18 protein-coding genes are annotated in these 26,155 nt (G+C 70.3%); 9 read left to right on the forward strand and 9 right to left on the reverse strand.

From position 1 onward, the window contains the following. Nucleotides 1–24: 24 nt before the first annotated feature. A complete protein-coding gene (locus ACFY1E_RS19955) occupies nt 25–1,791 on the forward strand; it encodes an SGNH/GDSL hydrolase family protein (RefSeq protein ID WP_389077557.1) in 1,767 nt (588 codons plus the stop codon). 106 nt (nt 1,792–1,897) lie between these two features. On the opposite strand, the gene ACFY1E_RS19960 is transcribed toward ACFY1E_RS19955, so the two are convergent. The 3 genes from ACFY1E_RS19960 to pcaC form a co-directional block, all read right to left on the reverse strand. Next, nucleotides 1,898–2,677, reverse strand: coding sequence for an exodeoxyribonuclease III (locus ACFY1E_RS19960; protein ID WP_389077559.1), 780 nt, complete (start codon nt 2,675–2,677; stop codon nt 1,898–1,900). A 61-nt stretch (nt 2,678–2,738) separates the two neighbouring features. Next, nucleotides 2,739–3,374 carry an MBL fold metallo-hydrolase gene (locus ACFY1E_RS19965; RefSeq protein ID WP_389077561.1) on the reverse strand — a complete coding sequence of 212 codons (636 nt, stop codon included), beginning with the start codon at nt 3,372–3,374 and terminating at the stop codon, nt 2,739–2,741. A 71-nt stretch (nt 3,375–3,445) separates the two neighbouring features. Next, the gene (gene pcaC / locus ACFY1E_RS19970; protein ID WP_389077563.1) at nt 3,446–4,756 is read right to left on the reverse strand and encodes a 4-carboxymuconolactone decarboxylase; all 1,311 of its coding nucleotides are present in this window, start codon (nt 4,754–4,756) and stop codon (nt 3,446–3,448) included. 390 nt (nt 4,757–5,146) lie between these two features. On the opposite strand from pcaC, the gene ACFY1E_RS19975 reads away from it, so the two are divergent. From ACFY1E_RS19975 to ACFY1E_RS19990, 4 genes are all read left to right on the forward strand, one after another. Then, a complete protein-coding gene (locus ACFY1E_RS19975) occupies nt 5,147–5,389 on the forward strand; it encodes an STAS domain-containing protein (protein ID WP_389077565.1) in 243 nt (80 codons plus the stop codon). Then, complete coding sequence (locus tag ACFY1E_RS19980; protein ID WP_389077567.1) at nt 5,386–6,321, forward strand: anti-sigma factor RsbA family regulatory protein; 936 nt, start codon at nt 5,386–5,388, stop codon at nt 6,319–6,321. The genes ACFY1E_RS19975 and ACFY1E_RS19980 overlap by 4 nt, the downstream gene beginning before the upstream one ends. 492 nt (nt 6,322–6,813) lie before the next feature. Then, nucleotides 6,814–11,100, forward strand: coding sequence for a HAMP domain-containing protein (locus tag ACFY1E_RS19985; RefSeq protein WP_389077570.1), 4,287 nt, complete (start codon nt 6,814–6,816; stop codon nt 11,098–11,100). A 91-nt stretch (nt 11,101–11,191) separates the two neighbouring features. Further along, complete coding sequence (locus ACFY1E_RS19990; protein ID WP_389077572.1) at nt 11,192–13,594, forward strand: SpoIIE family protein phosphatase; 2,403 nt, start codon at nt 11,192–11,194, stop codon at nt 13,592–13,594. Nucleotides 13,595–13,708: 114 nt separating this feature from the next. On the opposite strand, the gene ACFY1E_RS19995 is transcribed toward ACFY1E_RS19990, so the two are convergent. The 5 genes from ACFY1E_RS19995 to ACFY1E_RS20015 all read right to left on the reverse strand — a co-directional run bounded on the left by ACFY1E_RS19995 (nt 13,709) and on the right by ACFY1E_RS20015 (nt 19,548). Continuing rightward, nucleotides 13,709–13,879, reverse strand: a complete 171-nt coding sequence (locus ACFY1E_RS19995) for a hydrophobic protein (protein ID WP_389077574.1) — start codon at nt 13,877–13,879, stop codon at nt 13,709–13,711. A gap of 280 nt (nt 13,880–14,159) precedes the next feature. Further along, a complete protein-coding gene (locus ACFY1E_RS20000) occupies nt 14,160–15,005 on the reverse strand; it encodes an RNA polymerase sigma factor SigF (RefSeq protein WP_389077832.1) in 846 nt (281 codons plus the stop codon). Nucleotides 15,006–15,492: 487 nt separating this feature from the next. Then, nucleotides 15,493–16,761 carry an alpha/beta hydrolase gene (locus tag ACFY1E_RS20005; RefSeq protein WP_389077576.1) on the reverse strand — a complete coding sequence of 423 codons (1,269 nt, stop codon included), beginning with the start codon at nt 16,759–16,761 and terminating at the stop codon, nt 15,493–15,495. Nucleotides 16,762–16,905: 144 nt separating this feature from the next. Then, a complete protein-coding gene (gene rfbC, locus ACFY1E_RS20010; RefSeq protein ID WP_344397955.1) occupies nt 16,906–17,511 on the reverse strand; it encodes a dTDP-4-dehydrorhamnose 3,5-epimerase in 606 nt (201 codons plus the stop codon). 27 nt (nt 17,512–17,538) lie between these two features. Then, complete coding sequence (locus ACFY1E_RS20015; RefSeq protein ID WP_389077579.1) at nt 17,539–19,548, reverse strand: glycosyltransferase family 2 protein; 2,010 nt, start codon at nt 19,546–19,548, stop codon at nt 17,539–17,541. Between the two features lie 222 nt (nt 19,549–19,770). Here ACFY1E_RS20015 and ACFY1E_RS20020 point away from each other — a divergent pair, with 222 nt between their 5' ends. From ACFY1E_RS20020 to ACFY1E_RS20035, 4 genes are all read left to right on the forward strand, one after another. Continuing rightward, complete coding sequence (locus ACFY1E_RS20020; protein ID WP_389077581.1) at nt 19,771–20,838, forward strand: glucose-1-phosphate thymidylyltransferase; 1,068 nt, start codon at nt 19,771–19,773, stop codon at nt 20,836–20,838. Beyond that, a complete protein-coding gene (gene rfbB / locus ACFY1E_RS20025; protein ID WP_389077583.1) occupies nt 20,835–21,821 on the forward strand; it encodes a dTDP-glucose 4,6-dehydratase in 987 nt (328 codons plus the stop codon). The genes ACFY1E_RS20020 and rfbB overlap by 4 nt, the downstream gene beginning before the upstream one ends. A 32-nt stretch (nt 21,822–21,853) precedes the next feature. After that, nucleotides 21,854–22,702: a dTDP-4-dehydrorhamnose reductase gene (rfbD, locus tag ACFY1E_RS20030; protein WP_389077834.1), complete on the forward strand. Its 849-nt coding sequence runs from the start codon at nt 21,854–21,856 to the stop codon at nt 22,700–22,702. Between the two features lie 253 nt (nt 22,703–22,955). After that, entirely contained in the window at nt 22,956–24,161 is a 1,206-nt protein-coding gene (locus ACFY1E_RS20035; protein WP_389077585.1) for a hypothetical protein, read from the forward strand. 72 nt (nt 24,162–24,233) lie between these two features. Here ACFY1E_RS20035 and ACFY1E_RS20040 read toward each other — a convergent pair whose 3' ends face one another. Then, nucleotides 24,234–26,126: an SWIM zinc finger family protein gene (locus ACFY1E_RS20040; RefSeq protein ID WP_389077837.1), complete on the reverse strand. Its 1,893-nt coding sequence runs from the start codon at nt 26,124–26,126 to the stop codon at nt 24,234–24,236. Nucleotides 26,127–26,155: the final 29 nt, after the last annotated feature.

Genomic DNA, 26,155 nt, shown 5'->3' on the forward strand with positions numbered 1-26,155 from the left:
ACCGGTGAGCGGGAGGAGTCGACCGTGCGTCGACGTGTGCGGGGATTCGCGGTTGCCATCGTCTCGTTCGCCTTCCTGGCGCCCGTCCTGTCGGCACGGGCCGCTGCCGGCGACGGGACACAACCACAGCCGCTGGAGCGGCTCTTCGACAACGTTGCCGTCAGCGACGACGCCCGTCCGGATCTGGCGAACCTCGACGGCTACGGGGGTTCCCTGTCGGCACAGGACCTGACGGCCGCGGGCTGGACGCCCGGCCGTGCCCTCACCGTGCAGGGTGCCAGGCTGACCTGGCCGCGGCGGCTGCCGGGCGAGCCGGACAACGTGCTCGCCGCCGGACAGTCGGTGCGGGTCGGCGGGCGCGGCGACGCGCTCGCCTTCCTGGTGGCGGGCACGGGCAGGGCCGGTGCGAGCGGCACCGGCTCGGTCTCGTACCGGGACGGCACCCGCTCCTCGTACACCCTGACCGCTCCCGACTGGCGCGCCGGACCGCTCGCCACGAAGGCGGTGGCGCTGCCGCACTTCAACACACCCGGCGGTCAACTCGCCGAGCAGGCACGGCTGTACGTGGTGACCGTGCCGCTGGTTCGGGGGCTCCGGGTGGCCTCCGTGCGGCTGCCGCGCGCTGCCGGTCTGCATGTCTTCGCCCTGGCCGTGCGGTCCTCGGGCGCGGGCTGGACCGGCAGTTGGGCGGCCGCCACCTCCGGCGTCCGGGCCGTGGGGCCGTGGAGCGACCGGACGGTACGGCTGGTGGTGCACACGTCGGTGGGCGGGTCGCGGGTGCGGCTGCGGTTCGACAACACGTTCGCGGCGGCGCCGGTACGGATCGGTGGCGCGACGGTGGCCGTGCAGAAGGAGGGGGCCACGGCGCGGGGCGTGCCGGTGCCGCTGTCGTTCCGGGGCGGGGCGGGGGTCGAGATCCCGGCCGGGGCTCAGGCGTTCAGCGATCCGCTCGGCTTCCTGGTGCCCTCGGACGCGAATCTGCTGGTCAGTTTCCATCTGCCCGGGCCGGTGGCGGCGGCGCCCGTGCACCAGCTGGCGGTGCAGCGGTCGTATGTGAGCACGGCCGGCGACCATACGGCGGAGGGCTCCGGGACCGCGTACACCACGACCCTGACCAGGTGGCCGTTGCTGACCGGGGTGGACGTGGGTGGTGGGCCTGGGTCGGTGGTGCTGCTCGGGGACTCGATCACCGACGGGGACAGGTCCACGACGGACGCGAACCGGCGGTGGCCCGATGTGCTGGCCGCACGGTTGTTGAAGCAGCGTGGCGTCCCGCGTTACGGGGTGCTCAACGAGGGGATCTCCGGGAACCGTGTGGTCACCGACCGGTATCCCGGTGACGGGGTCTCGACGGACATGGCCGGGGTCAGCGCCCTGAACCGGTTCGACCGCGATGTCCTCGCCCAGACCTCGGTGCGCACGGCGGTCGTCTTCGAGGGCGTGAACGACCTGCGGGGGCAGACCACGGCGCAGCAGATCGTCGCCGGGTTGCGGGAGATCGCGGACCGGGGGCATGCGCGGGGCCTGCGGATGCTGGCCGGCACGATCCTGCCCTGTGAGGGCGAGACGCGGTGCACGGCTGCCGTCGATGCGGAGCGCTCCGCGGTGAATGCGTGGATCCGGGGGTCCGGGGTGTTCGATGCGGTGCTCGACTTCGATGCGGTGGTGCGGGATCCGCAGCGTCCGGGGCGGATGCTGGCTGCGTATGACAGCGGGGATCATCTGCATCCGGGGGATGCGGGGCTCGCCGCGATGGCCCGATCCGTGGATCTGCGCGCCCTGGTGCCGTGACCGTCCTGGGGGCTGCGCCCCCAGACCCCCGCTTTCGGCCTGAACGGCCTCGTCCTCGAACGCCGGACGGGCTGATGGGGCTGAGCCCCGCCCTGACTGCGTTGCTCTACACGTCCAGGTCCACCACCACCGGGGCATGGTCCGATGCGCCCTTGCCCTTGCGTTCCTCGCGGTCCACGTAGGCGTCCGTGACCGACTTGGCGAAGGCGGCGTTGCCGTAGACCAGGTCGATGCGCATGCCGCGGTTCTTCGGGAAGCAGAGCTGGCGGTAGTCCCAGTAGGTGAAGGGGTGCTCGTACTTCAGGGGGCGGGGGACCACGTCCGAGAGGCCGGCCTCTCGGAGGGACGCCAGGGCTGCGCGCTCGGCGGGGGTGACGTGGGTGAGGCCCTCGAAGGCGGCCACGTCGTAGACGTCGTCGTCCGTCGGGGCCACGTTGTAGTCGCCGAGCACGGCGAAGGGGCGGCTGCCGCCCGCGTCGCCGGCGACGGCGGCCTTGAGGGCCTCGAACCACTGGAGCTTGTAGGCGTAGTGGGGGTGGTCGACCTCACGGCCGTTCGGCACGTACACCGACCAGACGCGGACCGGGCCGCAGGTCGCCGAGATGGCCCGGGGCTCCGGGGCGCCGTCGTATCCGGGATCGCCGGGCAGGCCCTTGACCACTTCCTTGAGGCCGACGCGGGAGAGCACCGCCACGCCGTTCCACCGGCCGGTCGCGTTCACCGCCGCCTCGTAGCCGAGGTCGCGCAGTTGGTCGAACGGGAACTGCTCCTCGGCCAGCTTGGCCTCCTGGAGGCAGAGCACGTCCGTGCCGCTGCTCTCCAGCCAGGCCAGGAGCCTCGGCAGGCGGGCGGTGATCGAGTTCACGTTCCAGGTCGCGATGCGCATGCCTCACAACCTACCGGGCCGGTCCGACAACGCGGCCGGCCCGGCCGCCGTGCACGCGTGCTCAGACCTCCGCCGACTCTCCGGGTGTCAGCCGCAGGTGTTCCGAGCCGCCGAGGGTGCCGATCTGGCGGTCGTAGATCGGGCGGGCGAGGTCGGTGAGCAGGGCGTCGTGGATGTCGTAGGCACGCTGCGGTTTGACCTCGCGGACGTACTCGATGACCTCGGCGATCTTGTTCCAGGGGGCCATGACCGGGAGCATCAGCGTCTCGACCGGGTGGTCGGGGACGGTGAGGGCGTCGCCGGGGTGGAAGACCTTGCCGCCGTCGACGAGGTAGCCGACGTTCGTGATGCGCGGGATGTCCGGGTGGATGACGGCGTGCAGCTCGCCGTGGACCTGGACGTCGAAGCCCGCGGCGGTGAACGTGTCGCCGTGGCCGACGGTGTGCACACGGCCCGGGAAGGCGGCCGAGATCTGCTCCGCGACCGAGGCGAGGGTCCAGATCTCGGCCGCCGGATCGGCCTCCAGGGCCGCTCGCAGCCGGCCCTCGTCGAAGTGGTCGGGGTGCTCGTGCGTGACGAGGATCGCATCCGCGCCGAGCGCGGCGTCCGGCTCGCTGAACCCGCCGGGGTCGAGGACGAGCGTGCGCCCGTCCTTCTCCAGACGGACGCAGGCGTGCGACTTCTTCGTGAGCTTCATGGCTTCCATCCTGCCCCGTTCACAGGCGGCTCGGGCGGCTGAGACTGGTGCTCTCGCTGCCCGGCTGACGATCACTCGCTGGGCGTCGTTTCCTCTCTTATGACCTGCTGGGCCACCTTGAACGCGCTGTTCGCCGCCGGCACGCCGCAGTAGACGGCCGACTGCATCAGCACTTCCTTGATCTCGCTCGGGGTGAGGCCGTTGCGCAGGGCCGCTCGGGTGTGGAAGGCGAGCTCCTCCAGATGGCCGCCCGCGACCAGGGTGGCCAGCGTCACGCAGCTGCGGGCACGCCGGTCGAGACCGGGGCGGTCCCAGATCTCACCCCAGGCATAGCGGGTGATGAACTCCTGGAAGTCCCCGGAGAACTCGTCCGCCTGGGCCAGCGCCCGGTCGACGTGAGCGTCGCCGAGCACCTCGCGGCGCACCTTGATGCCGGTGTCGTAGGGGTCGGGACGTCCGTTCACCGGCGGGGGCACTACGGCGGCCGGTGCGATCTCGGCGATCGGCGCAGGCTGGTGGGGCTGCGGGGACGGCGCGATCACGGGCTTGGCGGGGGTCGCCGGGAGGGCGATCTGACCCGTGGACGACTCGACGTAGCCGGGCTGCCAGGCGGTGGAGAAGTGCCGGACCAGCAGGTCGGTGACGGCGGCGGGCTGCTCGACCGGCACCAGGTGGGAGGCGCCGGGGACGACGGCGAGGCGCGCGTCGGGTATGCCGGCGACCAGGGTGCGGGCCTCGGCGGGGCCGGTGACCTTGTCCTCGGAGCCGACGAGGACGAGGGTGGGCACGCCGACGTGGCCGAGTTCGGGCCGTACGTCGAACGCGGCGAGGGCCTCGCAGGCGGCGATGTAGCAGCCGGGGTCCGTGGTGCGCACCATCTGCACGGCCCAGTCGGTGATCGCGGGCTGCGCGGCGGCGAACCCGCCGGTGAACCAGCGGTCGGGGGAGGTACGGGCGATGGGGTCGAGCCCGTTCGTCCGCACTATCACCCCGCGCTGGCGGAACTCGTCGGCCGTGCCGAAGCGGGGCGAGGCGGCGATCACCACGAGCGAGGCGAGCCGCTCGGGGTGGCGCAGGGCCAGTTCGAGACCGATCGCACCACCGAGCGCACAGCCCGCGTAGCCGAAGCGCTGCACACCGAGCCCGTCGAGCGTGGCCAGCAACCGGGAGGCGAGTTCGCCGACCGAGCTCACCGGGTACGCGGGCGCGCCGCCGTGCCCCGGCAGGTCGAAGCGGAAGACGCGCCACTGCTTCGCCAGCTCGGGCACCTGGCGGTCCCACATGTGCCATGTGGTACCGAGCGAGGGGCCCAGAATCAGCACGGGAGCCTCTTCTGGCCCGTCAAAGCGGTATTGCAGGGTGTTGGACGTACTCTCACTCACCCGACTCACGCTCCCACATCTCACGATTTCTCACGTACCTGGGTGGCATCCCCGTGCAAGCCGTCCCACGTTGTGGCTGACTCGCGAAGATCCTCCACGTCGGGCTTCACATACCACCGCTCGGCGGTGGCCACGTTGCGGCCCGGAGTGACCTCCGACCCCCGCAACGTCTGCGCGATGTCGTCGTCATACGCCTGGTATAGATGGACAGCTGGTGTACTCATGCGGGTGCACGCCGTCGAGGGGCGATTCGGGCATGGTGAGGGGAAGAGCGTGGATGTCCCACTCGATCCGGAGGGACACTGCGCCGCGCCGTCACACGGCGGGGCTCGGTTGGAAGTACGACCGCTGCTGGAGCGCCCGGGCGTGTATGCGAAAGGCGAGGTCGGCGTGAGTACGCGGCCGATGTGGCAGGAAGCCCTCGGCCGGCTGTCACGGCGGAGCGAGAGCTGCCTGTACGTCGAGATGTCCCAGCTGACGTTCATCGACGTGGCCGGGGTGACGGATCTCGCGATGGCCGCACGGTCACTGAGTGGGGATCGTCTGCTCGTCCTTGAGCAACCGCCGCCCCAGGTACCGCGCATTCTGGACTTGTTCTGGCCCAGCCTGGGCGGGATCGAGGTGGCCGCATGACCGGCACCGCCACCGATCCTCAGAAGTTCGTGCATCCGGCGCTGTTCTACAGCGGGGATCAGCAGTATGTGAAAGGTACAGTGCCCTTCGTTCTCGAGGGGCTGGCCAGGGAGGAACCAGTTGCGGTCGCCGCGCCGCCGGACCGACTCCAGCTGATCCAGGACCAACTCGGTGACCAGGCCTGTCGGGTTCACTTCGAGGACATGACGCAGGCCGGCCGGAACCCGGGGCGGATCATTCCCGGAGTGCTGCGCCGGTTCGCCGATGCCCATACCAGTGGCCGGGTGCGCATCATCGGTGAGCCGATCTGGCCCGGTCGCAGCGCAGTGGAGTACCCCGCGTGCGTGCAGCACGAGGCGCTGATCAACGAGGCGTTCACCGGGCGTGCGGTCACGATTCTGTGCCCGTACGACGTCGACGGGCTCGACGAGACGGTACTGAAGGACGCTTGGGCCACCCACCCGGTGGTGGTCGCCGAGGGGAGCGAGACGGCTTCGGTTGCGTACAGCCCCGAGGCGGTCGTGGCCCGGTACAACCAGGCGCTGCCCGTGCCGCCCGCCGCCCAGGAGACGAGCTTCGAGGGCAGTGGCCAATTGCCGACGGTACGTGAGTTTGCCGTACGGCAGGGCGAGCGGCTCGGGTTGGAGAGGGAACGGCTGGATGATCTCCAGCTGGCGGTGGCTGAGCTGACCACCAACAGCGTCGTTCATGGGGCCGGTGGCGGCACGCTGCGGATCTGGGTGGAAGGCGAACAGGTCGTCTGCGAGGTGCAGGACGCGGGGCGGCTCACCGATCCACTGGCCGGCCGGCGCCCCCCGCCACCCGAACGGCCCGGCGGCCGGGGCCTGCTCTTCGTCAACCATGTCGCCGACCTCGTGCGCATCCACACCGGTGAGGCGGGTACCACGATCCGCTTCTACATCGGCCGCTGATCACCACTGCCCCGGCGGCATCGAGACCGCTCCTTCTTCAGCCGACCGCGACAGGGAGCCTGCGGTCGTAGGGCAACTCGGCGTCGGGTCGCCGGTGCGAAGCAAGGCACGGATGTCGTGCGCACTCGGGCCGACCGTCACGGTGGCGAGCTGTTCAAGGCGCTCCGGGCCTATGGTGATTCGGTTGCCGCGGCGTTCGACCATCACGCGCCGAGGGCCCGCCGACCCCGTCGGCGGCCGTCACCAAAACCACTCCGACTACCCCCCAATTCCGGTGTCATGCATGGCTTTTCGTGGCGGATTTCTTCCCGGGTGAGCAGCGGCCGGAGGCTTTGTTCGGCGGGTACCGCGTGGGTTAGCCTGCGGCGTATTTTCTCCTCGCCCAAAGCCGTGAGGTGAGGGAATGCAGAGCGTTTACGGGCCGACCGCGGCCCGCCGGGGTGTTTGAGTCTTCACTGCCGAGGGCTCCAGGGGAGCGGGACGAGGTTGCGCATGACCAGCGACAAGACCGAGCTCATCGACGCCGGGCCGAGCGACGGGGAGCTCGTACAGCTCCTCGCGGGGCTGACGGCCGTGCGGGACGGCGACTTCGGGACCCGTCTGCCGGAGGACGCCGACGGTCTCATGGGCGACATCGCGAGCGTGTTCAACGGCATGGTCGACCAACTGTCCGTGTTCACCTCCGAAGTCACGCGCGTGGCCCGGGAAGTCGGCACCGAGGGCACGCTCGGCGGGCAGGCGGAGGTGCCGGGTGTCTCCGGGACCTGGGCCGACCTGACCGACTCGGTCAACGCCATGGCCGGGAACCTGACCACCCAGGTCCGGGACATCGCCCAGGTGGCCACTGCCGTGGCCAAGGGCGACCTGTCGCAGAAGATCGACGTGCCCGCGCGCGGCGAGATCCTGCAGCTGAAGGACACCGTCAACACGATGGTGGACCAGCTCTCCGCCTTCGCCGACGAGGTCACCCGCGTCGCCCGCGAGGTCGGCACCGAAGGACGCCTCGGCGGCCAGGCCAAGGTGCCCGGAGTCGCGGGGGTGTGGCGGGACCTGACCGACTCGGTCAACTTCATGGCGGGCAACCTCACGGCCCAGGTCCGCAACGTCGCCCAGGTGACCACCGCGGTGGCCAAGGGCGACCTCTCCCAGAAGATCACCGTCGACGCCCGCGGCGAGATCCTCGAACTCAAGAACACCATCAACACGATGGTCGACCAGCTCTCCGCCTTCGCCGACGAAGTCACCCGCGTCGCCCGCGAAGTCGGCACCGAAGGACGCCTCGGCGGCCAGGCCGACGTCAAGGGCGTCAAGGGCACCTGGCGGGACCTGACCGACTCGGTCAACTTCATGGCGGGCAACCTCACCGCCCAGGTCCGCAACGTCGCCCAGGTGGCGACGGCGGTGGCCAAGGGCGACCTCTCCCAGAAGATCACCGTCGACGCCCGCGGCGAGATCCTCGAACTCAAGAACACCATCAACACGATGGTCGACCAGCTCTCCGCCTTCGCCGACGAAGTCACCCGCGTCGCCCGCGAGGTCGGCACCGAAGGACGCCTCGGCGGCCAGGCCGACGTCAAGGGCGTTTCGGGCACCTGGAAGGCCCTCACCGACAACGTGAACGTGATGGCGTCGAACCTGACCGACCAGGTGCGCTCCATCGCCCAGGTCGCCACCGCCGTCGCACGGGGCGACCTGTCCCGCAAGATCACGGTCCAGGCCGAGGGCGAGGTCGCCGCACTGGCCGATGTGATCAACACGATGGTCGACACCCTGTCCGCGTTCGCCGACGAGGTCACCCGCGTCGCCCGTGACGTCGGCACCGAAGGACGCCTCGGCGGCCAGGCCCACGTACCGAACGTGGCCGGCACCTGGAAGGACCTCACCGACAACGTCAACTCCATGGCGAACAACCTGACCGGTCAGGTGCGCAACATCGCCCTGGTGACGACCGCCGTGGCCAGGGGCGACCTGTCGAAGAAGATCGACGTGGACGCACGCGGCGAGATCCTCGAGCTGAAGACGACCATCAACACGATGGTGGACCAGCTCTCCGCCTTCGCCGACGAGGTCACCCGCGTCGCCCGCGAGGTCGGCACCGAAGGACGCCTCGGCGGCCAGGCCGAGGTGGAGGGCGTCTCGGGCACCTGGAAGCGGCTCACGGAGAACGTCAACGAGCTGGCCGGCAACCTGACCCGTCAGGTACGGGCCATCGGAGCCGTGGCCAGCGCGGTGGCCGAGGGCGACCTGACCCGCTCGATCACGGTGGAGGCCTCCGGAGAGGTCGCCGAACTCAAGGACAACATCAACTCGATGGTGGAGTCGCTGCGCGAGACCACCCGGGCCAACCAGGAGCAGGACTGGCTCAAGACCAACCTGGCACGCATCGCCGGCCTGATGCAGGGCCACCGGGACCTGCCGGTGGTTGCCGAGCTGATCATGGAGGAGCTGACGCCGCTGGTGTCGGCCCAGTACGGCGCCTTCTACCTCGCCGAGGACGGTCAGCGCGGCCCGGAGCTGCGGCTTGTCGGCTCCTACGGCAGACCCGACGACGACGAGCGGCCCACGCGTTTCCCCTTCGGCCGCTCGCTGGTCGGCCAGGCCGCGCGCAGCCGTCGTACCATCACGGTCGACGAGCTGCCGCCCGGCTACGTCACGATCTCCTCCGGGCTCGGCCAGGCGGTGCCGACCGCGCTGGTCCTGCTGCCGATCCTCTTCGAGGACCAGGTTCTCGGCGTCATCGAGCTGGCCTCGGTCACCGCCTTCACGCCCATCCACCGGGACTTCCTGGAACAGCTGCGCGAGACGCTCGGCGTCAACGTCAACACGATCGTGGCCAACGCCCGCACCGACGAGCTGCTGGAGGAGTCGCAGCGGCTCACCGTCGAACTGCAGGCCCGCTCGGCGGAGTTGCAGGCCCAGCAGGACGAGCTGCAGCGCTCCAACGCCGAACTGGAGGAGAAGGCCACACTGCTCGCCACGCAGAACCATGACATCGAGGCGAAGAACCTGCAGATCGAGCAGACCCGGCAGGAACTCGAGACCCGCGCCCAGCAGTTGTCGCTGGCCTCGAAGTACAAGTCGGAGTTCCTGGCCAACATGAGCCACGAGCTGCGCACCCCGCTCAACAGCCTGCTCATCCTCGCCCAGTTGCTCGCCCAGAACCCCTCGCGCAACCTCACCCCGAAGCAGGTCGAGTACGCGGGGATCATCCACTCCGCGGGCAGCGACCTGCTGCAGCTGATCAACGACATCCTGGACCTGTCGAAGGTCGAGGCGGGCAAGATGGACGTCACCCCGGAGCGGGTGCCGCTGCGCCGGCTCATCGAGTACGTCGAAGCCACCTTCCGGCCCATGACGACCCACAAGGGGCTGGAGTTCGCGGTCACCACCACGGCGGGCGCGCCCGCCGACCTGCTCACCGATGACTCCCGGCTGCGGCAGGTGCTGCGCAATCTGCTGTCCAACGCGGTGAAGTTCACCGAGCAGGGCAGCGTCGAGCTGGCCATCGAGCCCGCCACGGACGAAGAGGTGCCGCAGGACGTCGTGCGGGGCGGTGCCGTCGTGGCGTTCCGGGTGCGGGACACCGGAATCGGCATTCCCAAGCAGCACCTGGAGTCGATCTTCGGTGCGTTCCAGCAGGCGGACGGCACGACCAGCCGGAAGTACGGCGGAACCGGCCTCGGACTGTCCATCAGCCGGGAGATCGCGCATCTGCTCGGCGGCGCCGTGGCGGTGGACAGCACGCCCGGTCGGGGCAGCACCTTCACGCTGTACCTGCCGGTGGCCCGGAAGGACTTCGAGGAGCTGCTCGACGCCGGTCGGCCCACCCGGAACAGCCCGAAGGAACCGGCCGAACTCGCCTCGGCCGCCACCGGGGGCCGGCCCACCGCTTCGCCGCAGCCGACCGTTCCCGAGCAGCGGCCGCGCCGGCTCCTGGTGGTGGAGGAACGGCCGCGCGGGCTGCTGACCCTGGTCGCCGAGAGCGTGGTCGCGGACGTGGCCCGGCACAGTCCGGACGACGGCTCCCCGCTGCCGGCGGTGGACGTCATCACCGCCGTCGGAGCGCAGGAGGCAGCGGGCGCGCTGGCCACCGAGGCCTGCCACTGCGTCGTACTGGACCTGGACATGCCCGACGGGGAGGCGGCCCGGTTTCTGCGGGCGCTCGAAGGCGACTCGGGGCTGGCGAGCGTCCCGGTGCTCATTCACAGCAGTCACCGGCCGGAGGTGGCACGAGCCGAAGCGCTGCGCTCCCACCGCGACGACGGGTCCCTTGAGTTCCTGTCCAGCCTGGACGAGCTGCGCGAACGCATCGCCCTGCACCTGGCCGCCGAGGCACCCGGGGACGTGCTGTCCCTTGTCCGCGTCGAGGACCCGTCGGACCTCGCACCGCCGGTGGACGACAGCTTCCGGGGCCGTACGGTCCTGGTCGTCGACGACGACGCACGCAACCTGTTCGCGCTCAGCGGGATCCTGGAGTTGTACGGCTTCCGAGTGCTGCAGGCGGAGAACGGACGCAAGGGCATCGACACGCTGCTCGCCAACCCCGACATCGCGCTGGTGCTGATGGACGTGATGATGCCGGAGATGGACGGCTACACAGCCACCGCCGAGATCCGCAAGCTGCCGCAGTACGCCCAGCTGCCGATCATCGCCGTCACCGCCAAGGCGATGCCCGGCGACCGGGAGAAGTCCCTGTCCTCCGGCGCCAGCGACTACGTCACCAAGCCTGTCGACACCGGCGACCTCATCGCCTGCGTCCGACGGTGGCTGTCCGCGTGAGCGCGCCGGTGCCGCCCGCCGACGGGGCGGATCCAGCCCTGCGCGGCGCGACCCGCGTCCCAGCGTCGTCCAGCCGAGGAGCGTGCACATCGTGAAGACGCCCGAGCAGCCACGTGAACCGGACGGCGCCGGGCCGGGCACCGCTCCCCTGGATCTCGCGGGCGTCTCCCCCACCTCCCCCGTCGGCAGGCTGGCCGCGACGGTGGAACGGCTGCGCCGCGAGGTCCGTACCGCGCATGCGGAGGCGGAGGGCCGGGCGCTGATCGAGCTGGCCAAGGGCATCCTGGTCGAGCGGCTGGGCTGCGGTCCGGCGCAAGCCGCCCGGCAGCTCGCGGAGCTGACCGCGCAGGCGAACGTGACGCCACTGGAGTTCGCGGTGGACGTCATCAACCAGGCCGCCCGCGACGGGGTGTCGGAGATCGCGGACGCCTTCCTGAGCACCGCCGCCGAGACGCCCGCGCGCCAGGACACCGCCCTGCGACTGCGGGCGGCGGAGAGCGGCGCGCTGGCCGCGAACGACACCCAGGAGGTCGCCGACGCCCTGCTGGAGCATGCCCTGCGCCCGCTCGGCGCTGTCGCCGTGGCCGTGTGGAGCGCGGGCGGGGACGGCTCGCTCACCCTCAGCGGAAGCGCCGGCTTCTCCCCCGCCGAGGCTGTCCGGTGGCGTTACGTCCCCCCGGACGTGGCGACCGTGGCGCGCCGAGGACTGACCGAGCGCACCGATCAGTGGTTCGAGTCGCTCGCCGACACCGGGCTGCCCACCATCGGCCGGCACCTGCATCCGGCCGGCGGGCGGGTTGCGGTACCCGCCGGCACGGGGGGTCGCATCCACGGCGTCCTGGAGATCGCCTGGCCCGGGCCGCTGGAGCCGCAGCCGCCGCAGATCGTCCGGCAGGTGCAAGCCCTGGCCGAGCTGTGTGCGCACACCCTGGAGACGTCCACGCTCCGCCCGTACCCCGGCCAGGACCCGCGGCTCCTGCCGGACGCCGCCGAGCTGATGGACCTGGCCGATGGACTGCACGACCCCGCCCTGGTGCTGGTGCCGCACCTCGACGACTCCGGGCAGCTGGTGGACTTCCGCATCCAGCACGTCAACAGGCGCTTCCTGGACCCGGCCGGCCGGCCGCGCGCGGTGGTCAGCGGAGCGCTGTTGCTCGAGGCGTACCCCATGGCCGCCGGGGAGAGCGAGCTGTTCCAGCGGGTCGAGCGGGTCTACGCCACCGGCGAGCCGTTCCGCAGCCGCCGGATGCGGCTGACACCGCTCGTCGACCAGGTGCCGCTGTCAGCAGTCGCGGACATCAGCATCAGCCGGCACGGCAGCAGCGTGCTGCTGATCTGGCGCATCGAGGACGAGACGGCGCGGCTGGCGAGCCTGCTCCAGCACGCCCAACGTCTGGGCCGTGTCGGCGGCTTCGAGGAGAACCTGCTCACCGGTGAGATCACCTGGAACGACCAGCTGTTCCACCTCTACGGCCGGTCCCCGACGAGCACGCCCGTACCACTGGAGGAGCTGCCCGCGCACGCGCACCCGGACGACGCGGTGGCCCTCGGCCGGTTCCTGCGGACACTGCTGCACCGCCGCCGGCCGGCCTCCGCGGCCTTTCGGCTGCAACGCCCCGACGGCGTGACCCGGCACATCCGGGTGGTCGCCGAGCCGGCCCTCGACGCCGACGGCCGGCTCTTCGTCGTACGGGGTGCGTACCAGGACATCTCCGCGCAGCACTGGACGGAGGTGGCGCTCGCCGCCACCCGGGACCAGCTCGTCCACACCGAGCAGCAGGCGACCGAACGCAACCGTCTGACCCTGCAGTTGCAGCACGCCATCATGCCGCCCGCGCAGGCCCCTTTGACGGTGCCCGGCCTGGAGGTCGCGGTGCGCTACCGGCCGGCGGAGACCGAGCATCTGGTGGGCGGCGACTGGTACGACGCCGTGGTGCTGCCGTCCGGGCTGGTGCTGCTGAGCGTGGGTGACGTCGCGGGCCACGGCATCGAGGCCGCCACCAGCATGGTCGTTCTGCGCAACGCGTTGCGTGGCCTCGCCGTGACGGGTGCCGGGCCGGGCCAGCTGCTGTCCTGGCTGAACATCGTGGCGCACCACTTGACCGGAGGGGTCACCGCCACCGCGGTGTGCGCCCTGTACGACCCGGAAGAGCGCAGCCTGCGCTGGGCACGGGCGGGCCACCTCCCGCCCGTGCTGGTCCGCGAGCGGGAGGCGGCCCCGCTGCCGTTGGTCAAAGGCCTGCTGCTGGGCGCACTGCCCGAAGCCGTCTACGAGGAGGCCGAGCTGCAGTTCGCGCCGGAGGACGTGCTGCTGATGTACACCGACGGGCTCATCGAGCGCCGGGACCGGTCCGTGGAGGAGTCGCTGACCCATCTGCTGACGACGGCCCGTACCGCGCCGAAGACCCTGGACCAGCAGCTCGACCGGCTGCTGACCTACAGCAGGTCGGACACGGACGACGACACCTGCATCGTCGGCATCTGCGTGACATAGCCACGACTCGGGTCACTGGGCGACCACTTACCCCGCCCCTTTTTTCGGCATGCGGGCAGGGCCCGGCCGTCATATCGGCCGGGCCCTGCGAACAGGCCGCATCCAAGGGTCAGATCACCATCGGTACCAACGGCCGCGACCACCTCCGGTACTGGTGGAGCGCATGACGAAGCCGAGAAGCCACAGCACCAGGACGGCGACGGCGACCCACCAGAGGACCTTGATGGCGAAGCCGGCGCCGAAAAGGATCAGCGCGAGAAGAAGAACCAGCAGCAGGGGAACCATGTTTATCAACCTCCTGGCACCCGAATGCCCTGCAATGTGGCCGCCATGCCCCAACACTGCCTTGTTTATGATGGTAAAGCCGGGGCACGGGCCGGTTGTCGCGACAGCGGAAACGACCGCTTGACCGCCGAGGGACGCGTTGAATTTGCTTTGTGCACTGTGGAAACGGAAGGGCCTTTCCGGGCATCACCCGGAAAGGCCCTTTCCGATGGCGTCGTCCTGATCCACCTGTTGATGAGGACGGTCGCTCGCAGGCACCCCAGCGCCGGACGTCTCCCGCTCAGGCGGTGCTCAGCATGCCTTCGCGCAGGCGCCCCAGGAGACGCGTGATCAGGCGCGAGACGTGCATCTGGGAGACGCCGAGGCGTTCGCCGATCTGGGCCTGGGTGAGTTCCTCGACGAAGCGCCAGTGGATGATCTTGCGGTCGCGTTCGTCGAGTTCGGCGATCATCGGGAGGAGGGCGTGGAAGTCCTCGACCAGTTCGAGGGCGGCGTCCTCGTCGCCGATGAAGTCGGCCAGCGCGGCCTCGCCGTCCTCACTGCCGCTGATCGCCGCGTCGAGAGAGGCCGAGTTGTAGCCGTTGGAGGCCAGTTGGGCCTCGACGACCTCCTCCTCGGACAGGCTCATCAGCTCGGACAGTTCTTTGGTGGTCGGCGTCCGGCCCAGTCGGCTGCGCAGTTCCTCGTTGGCGCGGGCCAGTTGGACGCGGGCCTCCTGCAACCGCCGGGGGACGTGGACAGCCCAGGAGGTGTCGCGGAAGAACCGCTTGATCTCGCCGACGATGTAAGGGACGGCGAAGGAGGTGAACTCCACCTCGCGGGAGAGCTCGAACCGGTCGATGGCCTTGATCAGTCCGATCATGCCGACCTGGACGATGTCCTCCATCTCCTCCGGACCCCGGCTGCGGAACCGTGCGGCTGCGTAGCGGACCAGGGACATGTTCATCTCGATCAGCGTGTTGCGCGCGTACTGGAACTCGGGCGTCCCCTCCTCCAGCACCGCCAGTTGGTCGAAGAACAGCTTCGACAGTTCCCGTGCGTCCTTCGGCGCGACCTTGGACGGGTCCGCCACCTCCGGAAGATCAACCGTACGCTCCGCGGTCTGCACGGTCGTCGTCGCCATCATGCGCCCCTCCCGGTCGGTCTGCTGTGCCAGTGCCGGTCCCTTGTCCGGCAAGCACGCGCGTACCCCTGTTGACCACCGGCATTCTTCCGACGTCTTCAAGTTCCGCTCGGGCTCGGGGCTGTGGCGCATCGAGGAGGAGGACCGTGGCGTCTTCCGGTCACCGCTTCGACGCCGGTGCGGGCGGGACGGAAACCGTGGTGATCGTCATCGGGGTGCCAGTGACGGCGATGAGGCAGTTGCGTGCATCGTGCTGTTCTGGAGGGCGCGGAAGCCTCCCGGGGGTTCGACGACGTATGCGGCGGAGGCGCGCGGGCCGGCACGGCCTCCTGGACAGCGGGCGCCGTGGCCCGGGTCGGAGGCGGCGCCATCAGGTCCGTCCGGGCAGTCCCGGCAGTCCCGGCAGTCCCGGGAAAGCTCCATCACCCGGCCCAACTCTGCCTCGCCCCTCTCACCCTACGGTTTGCAGGGTGAGAGGAAGGGCTCTGCGTCACCTGCGCCTGGTGGGGGCCTCCGAGGGCTCCTGGCCCGAGGCACGCACCGTGGTGTGGCCCGGCTTCGGCTTCGGGACGTGCCGGGGCACGACGTCCTGGGGGAAGGTCAGCTGCTGGTTCATCCACTTCAGGGTGGCCGGCATCTCCCGTACCCAGGTCGGGAAGTTGTGGCTGCCGTTCTCGGGCAGGATCGACACGACGCGCATGGGTGCCTTGACCGCCTTGATGAAGGCCAGCGTCTCGGGGTAACCCTTCTCGCCGTGCTTGCTGTCGGCGACCAGGACGGAGACCTGGGGTGCGGGAAGGTGCTTGAGCCGCCACATCAGGTCGTGCCCGTTGATCCGGTTGACGCGGCCCAGCCCGCTGCCGAAGAGGTTGCCGGTCGTGGCGTCGTCCTTGATCTTGTAGTCGGGCGACAGGGCACCGGCCGTCGTGTACACGTGCGGGTTGCGCATCGTCAGCTGCAGGGCGCAGGTGCCGCCGGAGGAGTAGCCCATGACGCCCCAGGCGGTGGCGTCGTGACCCACCCGGTACGTGGACTTCAGGGCGTCCGGCAGGTCCTTCGCCAGGAAGGTCTCGGTCTGCGGTCCGCCCGGCACGTTCACGCACTCGGTGTCGCGCGGCGGAGCGATCGTCGGCCGGATCATCACCATGATGGTCGGCTGCATCTGGCCGCTCTTCTGCAGTTCTCCGGCGGTCTGTGACACCCGCAGGTACTGCGCGAGGTTGAAGATGGAGCCGGGGTAGCCGCTGAGCGCGACGATCACCGGGAAGCGCTGCCGGTGGTACGCCTTCTGGAAGTACTGCGGCGGCAGGTACACGAAGGCCGGGTCGACGACGCCGGTGCGGCGGCCGATGACCTTCACGGACTCGACCCGCCCGTTCACCGCCGCGGGGCCGGTGGGCAGTCCGCTGACCCGGTTCAACTGCTCGTCGCCGTTGGGCTGTATGAGGGAGCCCTTCACGGAGACGCCGGAAATGGCCCCGCCGTCGTTGTTTCCACCCGCCTGGGTGACACCGACGGGAGCGGTGTCGACGTTGCCGAAGAGCTCACCCCACGATCCGAAGAACTGGTAGGACGAGTTCAGCCAGCACGCGAAGGCGGCGATGATCGTCACCTGGGCCACTCCGACGGCCGCCAGGCGTCCGAGCACCTGCCAGACGCCCTGCTTGGCCAGCCGTGGCCACAGCCAGACCAACAGCGCCACACAAATGGCGGCCACGGCCGCCATCACGTACACAGTCGTCTCGCTGGTCAAACCCATGCCACTCAGTCCCCGGTTTCCTTGCCCGTGGTTTTTCCGTCACCCAGGAGGAGGGTTGCGGGCCCTTCCGCGTTCCCCAAGAAACGCTAATGGGACAAAGCCCATACCTCTTTCTTGATTTCACGGAAGGGCCGTCACCAGAGGTCAGGAGCCGTCAGCCGTTCGGAGGGACCTGCGGTATGTGACGCAGTCCTCATACAGCGGCAGCAGGCCCTGGGCCTCCGCCTCGGCGAGCGTCGGCGCCTGCTCGTCCTTCGGGGACAGCAGTGGCTCGATGCCGTCCGGCCACTGGATGGCGAGGTCCGGGTCGAGCGGGTGGATGCCGTGCTCACGCTCGGGGGCGTAACCCTCGGAGCAGAGATAGACCACCGTCGCGTCGTCCGTCAGGGCGAAGAAGGCGTGGCCGAGGCCCTCCGACAGGTAGACCGCGTGATGGGTCTCGTCGTCGAGCCGGACGGCTTCCCACTGCTTGTACGTCGGTGATCCGACCCGGATGTCGACGATGACGTCGATGACCGCGCCGCGCACGCACTTGACGTACTTGGCCTGGCTCGGCGGAACGTCGGCGAAGTGGATGCCGCGCAGGGTGCCCCGCTTGGAGACGGAGCAGTTGGCCTGGGCCAGGTTGAGGTCCTGGCCGGTCGCCTCGCGGAAGTCGGCGCCGCGGAACCACTCGTGAAAGCTGCCGCGGTCGTCGGGGAAGACCTTGGGCTCCAGTACCCAAGCGCCGTCAATGCCCAGTGGTCGCACGTATCGATCCTAGTTCGCGTGATTCGGTTACTTCTTCAGAGCCCGACGGAGCCTGCCCGCCGCGCGGCGCAGGAATGTCCGCTTCGCCTGGCGAGAGGCGGGCTTGGGCCGCCCGGGGGCCTTGGCCACCAGTTCGGCGGCCGCGGCCGCGAGGGGTTTGACCTCGGCACCACCGCTCGCGGAGACATCGAGCACCAGCGGCAGTGCCACCGGCTTGCCTGCACCGGCCGACGGCAGGATCAGCTCCAGCCGCCACTGGCCGCCCTCCAGTTCACCAAGCGCAAGGCCGGCCCTCAACTCGGCATCGCCGGTCGTACGGGCGGCCACGGTGGCGGGAAGCTCCACCGAACGGCTGGTCGCGACCTTCGTCAGCTTCACGGCCGCCTCGCTCTCGCCCTGGACGTGGAAGGGCAGCGCAACGGTGAGGCGGTCGGGGCCCGTGGTCACGGTGACGTCGGCGGCGGTGTGACCGGCGAACTCGTACGAGATCCGGTTGGTCTTCCGGTCCACGTCGAGCGAGAGGTTGCCGTGCGGGTCGGTCCAGTACGGCAGGACCAGGTGCGCCGGGGAGCCCACCACGGCAGCGCGCCGTCCGTGCCCGGCCGCCTCGCTGCGAACGGAACCCAGGCGGGTCTCCTTGGTCCACCCGCAGGAGTGAATACGGATGAGGACGTCCCAGATGCCCGCATCCAGTCCGGCGCCGTTCGCCGCCGTCAGCGGGTCGATGCGCGAGGTGGCGTGCAACACCTGGCGGAAATCCCCGTCCCGGCCCGCCACGGCGACCTTCTCCCGGGTGAACTCCACGGGCTGGAAGAACTCCGCGGCCGTCGCGCGCTCACGTACGACGAGGTCCACCTTGGACTTGCCCAGCGGGGCGGAGGTGTCCGCGCCGAGCAGGGCGATGGCGTCCAGGCTGCTCTGCGGCAGCGGCGGGACGAGCAGGTCCTTGTCGCCGTCGGCACGGAAGGTGATGGGCTCGCCCGCCGACTTGTACTCGGCGGTGAAGCCGATCGACAGCTTGCCGTCCTCCCAGTCGAGGCTCTCCAGGGTGCCGGTGGGCTTGATCCCCGACTCCCACTGGGCGAACTCCTCGACATCGGCGAGCCGGTTCGCCGCGATCAGGCCGGCGACGATCTGCTGCGTGGGCTGCAGACCGGCCGCGACGCCGGGCCCGAAGCGCTCGACGACCACCTTGTGGATCTCGTCGAACAGCTCCTGGCGGTAGTCCTCCGGCAGCTTCAGCAGGCGCTGTCCGCGCATGCGCTCGACCATCTCGTTGCGCAGCCAGCGGCGGAACAGCCGGTCACGCAGCGGGCCGGGCTCGGTGAGCTTCTCGACGACGTCGAGGGCCTCGCGGAGGTTCTTGAAGTAGCCGACCGGGTCGAAGCGCTGGAAGCCGGCGTTGGACGCGTCCTCGCGCTTGACGTGGTAGTAGCACAGGTAGTCGCTGAGCACGGAGACGTTCTCGGCCCGCAGATAGGCCTCCGCGACGAAGACGTGGTCCTCGAGGCGCCGGCGCCCCTCCATGAAGCGGAGGTCGTACTTGTCCAGGAACGACTTGCGGAACATCTTGTGCGGGGTGAGGCTGTCGATCAGCGGGGCGTTCTCGACGTTCGCGTGCGGGCGGTTCTTGCGGAACAGCTCCAGCGGGACCGGGCGGCCCTTTCCGGCCATCTTGCCGACGATCACATCGGCGCCGTTCTCCACGCCGTAGTTGTACATGCGTTCGAGGGCTTCATCACCCAGCCAGTCGTCGTTGTCCACGAACTGGATGAACTCGCCCTTGGCGGCGGCGATGCCGACGTTGCGCGGCTTGCCGGACCAGCCGGACCCCTCCTGGTGAATGACGTGCATGTGGGGGTACTCGGCGGCCAGCCGGTCCAGGCGCTCGGGCGTCTCGTCGGTGGAGCCGTCGTCGACGAAGATCGCTTCGTACTCGTCGTCCGGCAGGCTCTGACGCAGAAGAGAGGCTATGCAGTCCTCGATGTACTTGCCCGGGTTGTAGACCGGGATCACCACGCTCACCTTGATGGGCATGTCTCTTCTTCCGCTTAAGTCACTGGGGAGTCATGAAGTCATGACACGGCGTACACCGCCGCTGGCTGACGGACAAGGCTAACGCGTTGGCGGTCACACCGTGGTCACGTCAAGCGGGGGCCGCGGCCACAAACAGATCACAAAGTCCACACGATGGTTTGGCCAACTGTGATGAAACGCACGGAGCGGTGCTTGCCCCGGAGCCCGGTTAGGATGCGCCGCATGAAGGCTCTCGTTCTCTCAGGTGGCTCGGGCACTCGCCTGCGTCCGATAACCCACACATCGGCCAAGCAGCTGGTGCCCGTCGCCAACAAGCCCGTCCTGTTCTACGGGCTGGAGGCGATCGCCGACGCCGGCATCACGGATGTCGGAATCATCGTCGGCGACACCGCCGAGGAGATCCGGGAGGCCGTCGGCGACGGCTCCAAGCTCGGCATCGACGTCACGTACATCCCGCAGGAAAAGCCGCTCGGCCTCGCGCACGCGGTGCTCATCGCGCGCGAGTTCCTCGGCGATGACGACTTCGTCATGTACCTCGGCGACAACTTCATCGTCGGCGGCATCACGGGCCTCGTCGACGAGTTCCGTACGGAACACCCCGACGCCCAGATCCTGCTGACCCAGGTGCCCAACCCGACGTCGTTCGGTGTCGCCGAGCTCGACGAGAACGGCCGGGTCAAGGGCCTGGAGGAGAAGCCCAAGCAGCCCAAGAGCGATCTCGCGCTGGTCGGCGTCTATCTGTTCACCCCCGCGATCCACGAGGCCGTCCGCAGCATCGAGCCCTCCTGGCGCGGCGAGCTGGAGATCACCCACGCCATCCAGTGGCTGATCGACCAGCGCAAGGACGTCCGCTCGACGACGATCTCCGGCTACTGGAAGGACACCGGGAACGTCGCCGACATGCTGGAGGTCAACCGCTCCGTCCTGGAGACCGTCGAGCCGAGCGTCGAGGGCAGTGTCGACGACTCCAGCGAGATCATCGGCCGTGTGCGCGTCGAGGCCGGCGCCGAGGTGCGCGGCTCGCGCATCGTCGGCCCCGCGATCATCGGCCCCGGTTCGGTGATCAGCGACTCGTACGTCGGCCCCTTCACCTCCATCTCCGAGGGCGTCCGGATCGACGACAGCGAGATCGAGTACTCCATCGTCCTGCGCGACTCCTCCATCACCGGCGTACGGCGGATCGAGACCTCGCTCATCGGCCGCGACGTCCAGGTCACCCCCGCGCCCCGCAACCCCGCAGCCCACCGACTCGTCCTCGGCGACCACAGCAAGGTGCAGATCTCTTCATGACCACGCGAATCCTGGTGACCGGCGGTGCCGGTTTCATCGGCTCCCACTACGTCCGTACGCTGCTCGGCCCCGAGGGGCCCGGGGACGTGGCGATAACCGTCCTGGACAAGCTCACCTACGCGGGCAACCCGGCCAACCTCGACGAGGTGCGCTCCCACCCCGGCTTCGCCTTCGTGCAGGGCGACATCTGCGACCCCGAACTGGTCGGCAAGCTGATGGCCGAGCACGACGAGGTGGTGCACTTCGCCGCCGAGTCGCACGTGGACCGCTCCATCGACGGCGGCGCGGAGTTCGTCCGCACCAACGTCGTCGGCACGCACACCCTGATCGACGCCGCGCACCGGGCCGGCATCAAGACCTTCGTGCACATCTCCACCGACGAGGTCTACGGCTCCATCGACGAGGGCTCCTGGCCCGAGACGCACCCGCTGCAGCCCAACTCGCCCTATTCCTCGGCGAAGGCGTCCAGCGACCTGATCGCGCTGTCGTACCACCGCACCCACGGCCTCGACGTGCGGGTGACCCGCTGCTCCAACAACTACGGGCACCACCACTTCCCCGAGAAGGTCATCCCGCTCTTCATCACCAACCTCCTCGACGGCAAGAAGGTCCCGCTGTACGGCGACGGCGGCAACGTCCGCGACTGGCTGCACATCGACGACCACATCCAGGGCATCGAATTGGTGCGCACCAAGGGCCGCCCGGGCGAGGTCTACAACATCGGCGGCGGCACCGAGCTCTCCAACAAGGAGCTCACCGGGCTGCTGCTCGAGGCGTGCGGCGCGGACTGGGACGAGAGCGTCGAGTACGTCCAGGACCGCAAGGGCCACGACCGCCGCTACTCCGTGGACTGCACGAAGATCCGCGAGGAGCTCGGCTACGAACCCCGCAAGGACTTCGCCACCGGTCTCGCGGAGACCGTCGCCTGGTACCGCGAGAACCGCGCCTGGTGGGAGCCCCTGAAGGAGCGGGCGGCGCTGTGACCTCCACCTGGCTGATCACCGGTGCGGGCGGCATGCTCGGCAAGGACCTCCTGGCCCGGCTGGCCGCCGACGGAGTGCCGAGCGTCGGCCTGACCCGGGGGGACCTCGACATCACGGACCCGGAGGCGGTGCACGGGGCCGTCGCGGAACACCAGCCGGACGTGGTGGTCAACTGCGCCGCCTGGACCGCCGTCGACGACGCGGAGACCCAGGAGGCCGAGGCGCTGCGGATCAACGGCGACGGGCCCCGGAACCTGGCCGCGGCCTGCGCCAAGACCGGCGCCAGGCTGCTGCAGGTCTCCACGGACTACGTCTTCGCGGGCGACGGCGTCTCTCCGTACGCGGAGGACGACCCGACGGCTCCCCGCAGTGCCTACGGCCGCACCAAGCTGGCAGGCGAGCAGGCGGTGCTGACCGCGCTCCCGGACGCGGGCTACGTGGTGCGCACGGCGTGGCTGTACGGGGCGGGCGGCGGCAATTTCGTCCGCACGATGATCAAGCTGGAGGGCGTCAAGGACACCCTCGACGTGGTCGACGACCAGCGTGGCCAGCCCACCTGGACCGTCGACCTCGCCGACCGGCTGGTCCGCCTCGGGCGGTCCGCGCTCGCGGGTACCGCCCCGGCGGGGATCTACCACGGCACCAGCGGCGGCGAGACCACCTGGTTCGGCCTCACCCGGGAGATCTTCCGGCTGCTCGGCGCGGACCCCGAGCGGGTCCGCCCCACCACCAGCGCCGCCTACGTCCGCCCGGCCCCCCGGCCGGCGTACAGCGTTCTCGGGCACGACCGCTGGGCGGCCGCCGGGATCGAGCCGATCCGCGACTGGCGCGAGGCCCTGCATGAGGCGTTTCCGGCGCTGCTGGCGGCGGAGCGGCCGTAAGCCGACGTACAACTCGCTACAACTCGCCTTGAAACGAGCGGGGTGGCCGGAACCTTTCTGGTTCCGGCCACCCCGCTCGTCCGGTGACGTGCCGTGCACGTGGATTTCATGCACACGTGATCTGCGGGACCTCTCAAAGGTCGCCGCCCGTTCTCACCGCGAATTTCACTGATTCTCACGAAGTAAGAGATTTCTCAGCGATGGAACCAGGCGTCCGGCTGCTCCCTCATGCAGGGCAGCGAAGGAGGTCGAAATGGGCGACAGCCCCACTCAGACGAGCAACGCGCTCATGCGGCGGTTCGCGCCGAGACTCGATCCACCGCCTCAGCAGCCGCGGTGGCGTATCGAGCTGGGAAAGGCACTGCCGGCACTGACGTTGTTCGTCTCCGTGCGGCTGACCGGGGTGATCATGGCGACCCTGTGGTCGATCCACCTCGGCAGACACCCGCGAACCGTGGCCGGTCTGGAATGGGACGGCCACTGGTACTGGCACATCTCGCAGTACGGCTACGGGCTGGTCGTCCACGCCAAGCACGGCGTCATCTACAACGACCTGGCGTTCTTCCCCCTCTTCCCGGGCCTGATCCACGCAGTGAACACGGTGCTGCCGATCGGCCCGGTCAACGTGGCGCTGCTCATCGCATGGACTGCCGCCCTGGCGGCCGCCTGGGGCGTGTACGCGGTCGGCGAACTGCTGCACGGACCACGCATCGGGATCCTCCTCGTGGCGCTGTGGGCGCTGCTGCCGCACGCGATCATCCTGACGATGGCGTACACCGAGCCCGTCATGACCGCATTCGCGGCCTGGGGGCTCTACGCGGTGCTGACCCGCCGCTGGCTGACCGCGGGGACACTGGCGGTGCTGGCCGGGCTGTGTCGCCCGAACGGTCTAGCCGTGGCGGCCGCCGTCGTCATCGGCGCCGTCGCCCATCTGTGGCAGCTGCGTCGCTCCGGTGCGCCCACCGCGCCACGCGCCTGGGCGGCCGCCGCAGTGGCTCCCCTCGGATGGCTGGGCTACATCGGCTGGGTGGGACTGCGGACCCACAGCCCCCTCGGCTACTTCCACGTGCAGAGCCTGTGGGGCTCGCGGTTCGACTTCGGCCGCTTCACCGCTCACGAGTTCAAGCACCTGGTCGTCGGTCATGACGTCCTCGCCGTCTATGCCACCGCCGCGATCGTCCTCGGCTACCTGCTCCTGTTCGTCTTCTGCATCCTGAACAGGATGCCCCTGCCGCTGCTCGCCTACTGTGCGGTCCTCATCGTGATGGCGGTCGGCGGCACCCACTTCTTCAGCAGCAAGCCGAGGTTCCTGCTGCCGGCCTTCCCGCTGCTGATCCCGCTCGCCCGGCATCTGGCGCGCAGCCGCCTGCGCACCCTGGTCATCCTGCTCAGCTCCCTGGCCGTCGTCTCCCTCTTCTACGGCACCTACCTGCTCACCGTCTCCCACCGGGCCCTGTGACGGCGGGACTGCCGCACAGGGCCGACACCTCGCGTCCGCACGGCAGTTGAGGACGGCGGGTGCTTCCTGCGCTCAGAGGTCGTTCGGTGTGCCCAGGCCCGTGAGGGCGCCTACCGGGTCGAGGTCCGGGGTGCCACGGGGCCACCAGTCGTCGTGGCCCGGCTCCGACTCGTAGGCGTACCACAGGCCGTCGCGGCCGAGGCGGAGCTGGACGTGGCCGCGGGGGTGGGTGAGGTGGTTGCGCCAGGGTCTGAAGGCGGGGAGGTCGGCGGCGAGGAGGAGGGGGCGGGCCCGGTCGAAGCGTCCGGCGGGCGGGTCCCAGGGTTCCTCCAGGACGGCGAGGCCTTCGAGGCCGCCCTGCCGCCAGGCGGCGACCGCTCGGGCCAGCTCGGCGGGGGTGCGGCCGGCGGCCGAGGCGAGCGAGGCATAGAGCGCGCGGGTGCCTGCCGTGAGGCCGGAGCCGGGGCGGGCGGCGGCGAGCCGGACGGCGTCCTGCCACAGCGTCAGCTCCGCCACCGGGTCGCGGCCGGTGCTGAGCAGGGCGTGGGCACGGGCGGCGGCGTCGGTCGCCAGCTGGTCCAGCGCGAAGGGGTCGGGGCCGCCAGGGGCCGCCGGGTAGACCGGGGGCTGCTCGGGGTGCGGCGGGACGGGCAACGGGGCCGGGAGCGGCGGTAGTCGGCGGGGCAGGACGGCTTCGGTCGCGCGCACGCCGGGGAGCGGGGCCGGTTCCTGCTCCTGGGCGGCGCGGGCCGCGCGCGTGGCGCTCAGGCGGGAGAGGGCGTCCAGCAGCTCGCGTTCCCCGCGGCCGCGCAGCAGGAGCAGTACGAAGGGGTCGGCGTCGAGGAGGCGTGCCGTCTGGTAGCAGAGGGCGGCGGCGTGTTTGCAGGGGTGGCCGCGATCGGGGCAGCTGCAGTGCGGGTCGAGGTCGCGCGGGCCCGGCAGCAACGGCACTCCGCAGTCGACGAGGCCCTGGGGCAGCTCCTTGTCGAGCAGCGCCGCGATGTGCCCGGGCCGCTCGGCGGCGGCGTCCAGGAACCGCGCCCAGTCGGCGTCTTCCAGTGTGCGCAGCCGCACCTGCACGCGGTACGGGCGCGGGCGGCTGCCCTGCACATACGCGAGCACAAGTCCGGGCGTCACCGTGATGGCGTCCACATGGCCCTGCTCGGCGTAACTACGGCCACGCGCCAGCCGCTTGGCGTCCAGCGCCCCCTCTTCCAAGGCCGTGACCCAGGCATTGCCCCACCACGTCTCCGCGAACCGGGCGTCGGCGGGAGGCCCCGGGGAGGCCTGGGCGGCCGAGGAACGGGAGGGGCGGGCCGGGAGTGCGGGGAAGGTACGGCGCAGTTCGCTGTCGCGGCCGGGTGCGGCCATGGAGTGGGTGCGGGACTCGCCGGGGAACAGGGGCGGGGTGGAGCTGGGGGTGCCGGGGTCCTCGGCTTCGACGAGGTGCTCAGTGGCCGCGGCTGCTTGCGGGCCTTCACCGGACAGGTGCGTCCGGGGGTTCGAACTCCGTTGCCTCGCACGGGGGTTGTCGTCCGGGCTCTGTGCCGGCCCGCTCGCCGAGGCAGGCATGGGGAAGGCGTCGGCAAGCAGCCCCTTCAGGTCCCGCGCCTGGACACCGGCAGCGCGTCGAGGCGCCGCCGCCCGCCGCGCACCTACGGCCCGCTCGGCGTCCACCTGGGCCTGCCGCATCTCCGCCCGCGCGGCGCGCAGCGCCTCACGCGCGACATCACCGGGCCGCACACCCGCAGGGTCGGCCCCCGCACCCTGAACCCTCACACCGCCACCCGGCAACCCGGAACCCGGTGCCTCACGCTCCGCGCTCGCCGCCGCGTCAGTGCCTGGTGTGCCGCTGGACGCGACGTCGTCCGGCAAAGGGCCAGGAGCGACACGGCGCAACGCCTCACGCGCGACATCACCGGGCCGCACACCCGCAGGGTCGGCCCCCGCACCCTGAACCCTCACACCGCCACCCGGCAACCCGGAACCCGGTG

The organism is Streptomyces sp. NPDC001604, from assembly GCF_042893475.1.
GTDB lineage: Bacteria > Actinomycetota > Actinomycetes > Streptomycetales > Streptomycetaceae > Streptomyces.

Coding starts and splice junctions, on each gene's coding strand:
- ACFY1E_RS19985 (WP_389077570.1), top strand. CDS start 6,814: ATGACCAGCGACAAGACCGAGCTCATCGACGCCGGGCCGAGCGACGGG.
- ACFY1E_RS19980 (WP_389077567.1), top strand. CDS start 5,386: ATGACCGGCACCGCCACCGATCCTCAGAAGTTCGTGCATCCGGCGCTG.
- ACFY1E_RS20035 (WP_389077585.1), top strand. CDS start 22,956: ATGGGCGACAGCCCCACTCAGACGAGCAACGCGCTCATGCGGCGGTTC.
- ACFY1E_RS20015 (WP_389077579.1), bottom strand. CDS start 19,548: ATGCCCATCAAGGTGAGCGTGGTGATCCCGGTCTACAACCCGGGCAAG.
- ACFY1E_RS19995 (WP_389077574.1), bottom strand. CDS start 13,879: ATGGTTCCCCTGCTGCTGGTTCTTCTTCTCGCGCTGATCCTTTTCGGC.
- rfbB (WP_389077583.1), top strand. CDS start 20,835: ATGACCACGCGAATCCTGGTGACCGGCGGTGCCGGTTTCATCGGCTCC.
- ACFY1E_RS20000 (WP_389077832.1), bottom strand. CDS start 15,005: ATGATGGCGACGACGACCGTGCAGACCGCGGAGCGTACGGTTGATCTT.
- ACFY1E_RS19960 (WP_389077559.1), bottom strand. CDS start 2,677: ATGCGCATCGCGACCTGGAACGTGAACTCGATCACCGCCCGCCTGCCG.
- rfbD (WP_389077834.1), top strand. CDS start 21,854: ATGCTCGGCAAGGACCTCCTGGCCCGGCTGGCCGCCGACGGAGTGCCG.
- ACFY1E_RS19965 (WP_389077561.1), bottom strand. CDS start 3,374: ATGAAGCTCACGAAGAAGTCGCACGCCTGCGTCCGTCTGGAGAAGGAC.
- ACFY1E_RS20020 (WP_389077581.1), top strand. CDS start 19,771: ATGAAGGCTCTCGTTCTCTCAGGTGGCTCGGGCACTCGCCTGCGTCCG.
- ACFY1E_RS20005 (WP_389077576.1), bottom strand. CDS start 16,761: ATGGGTTTGACCAGCGAGACGACTGTGTACGTGATGGCGGCCGTGGCC.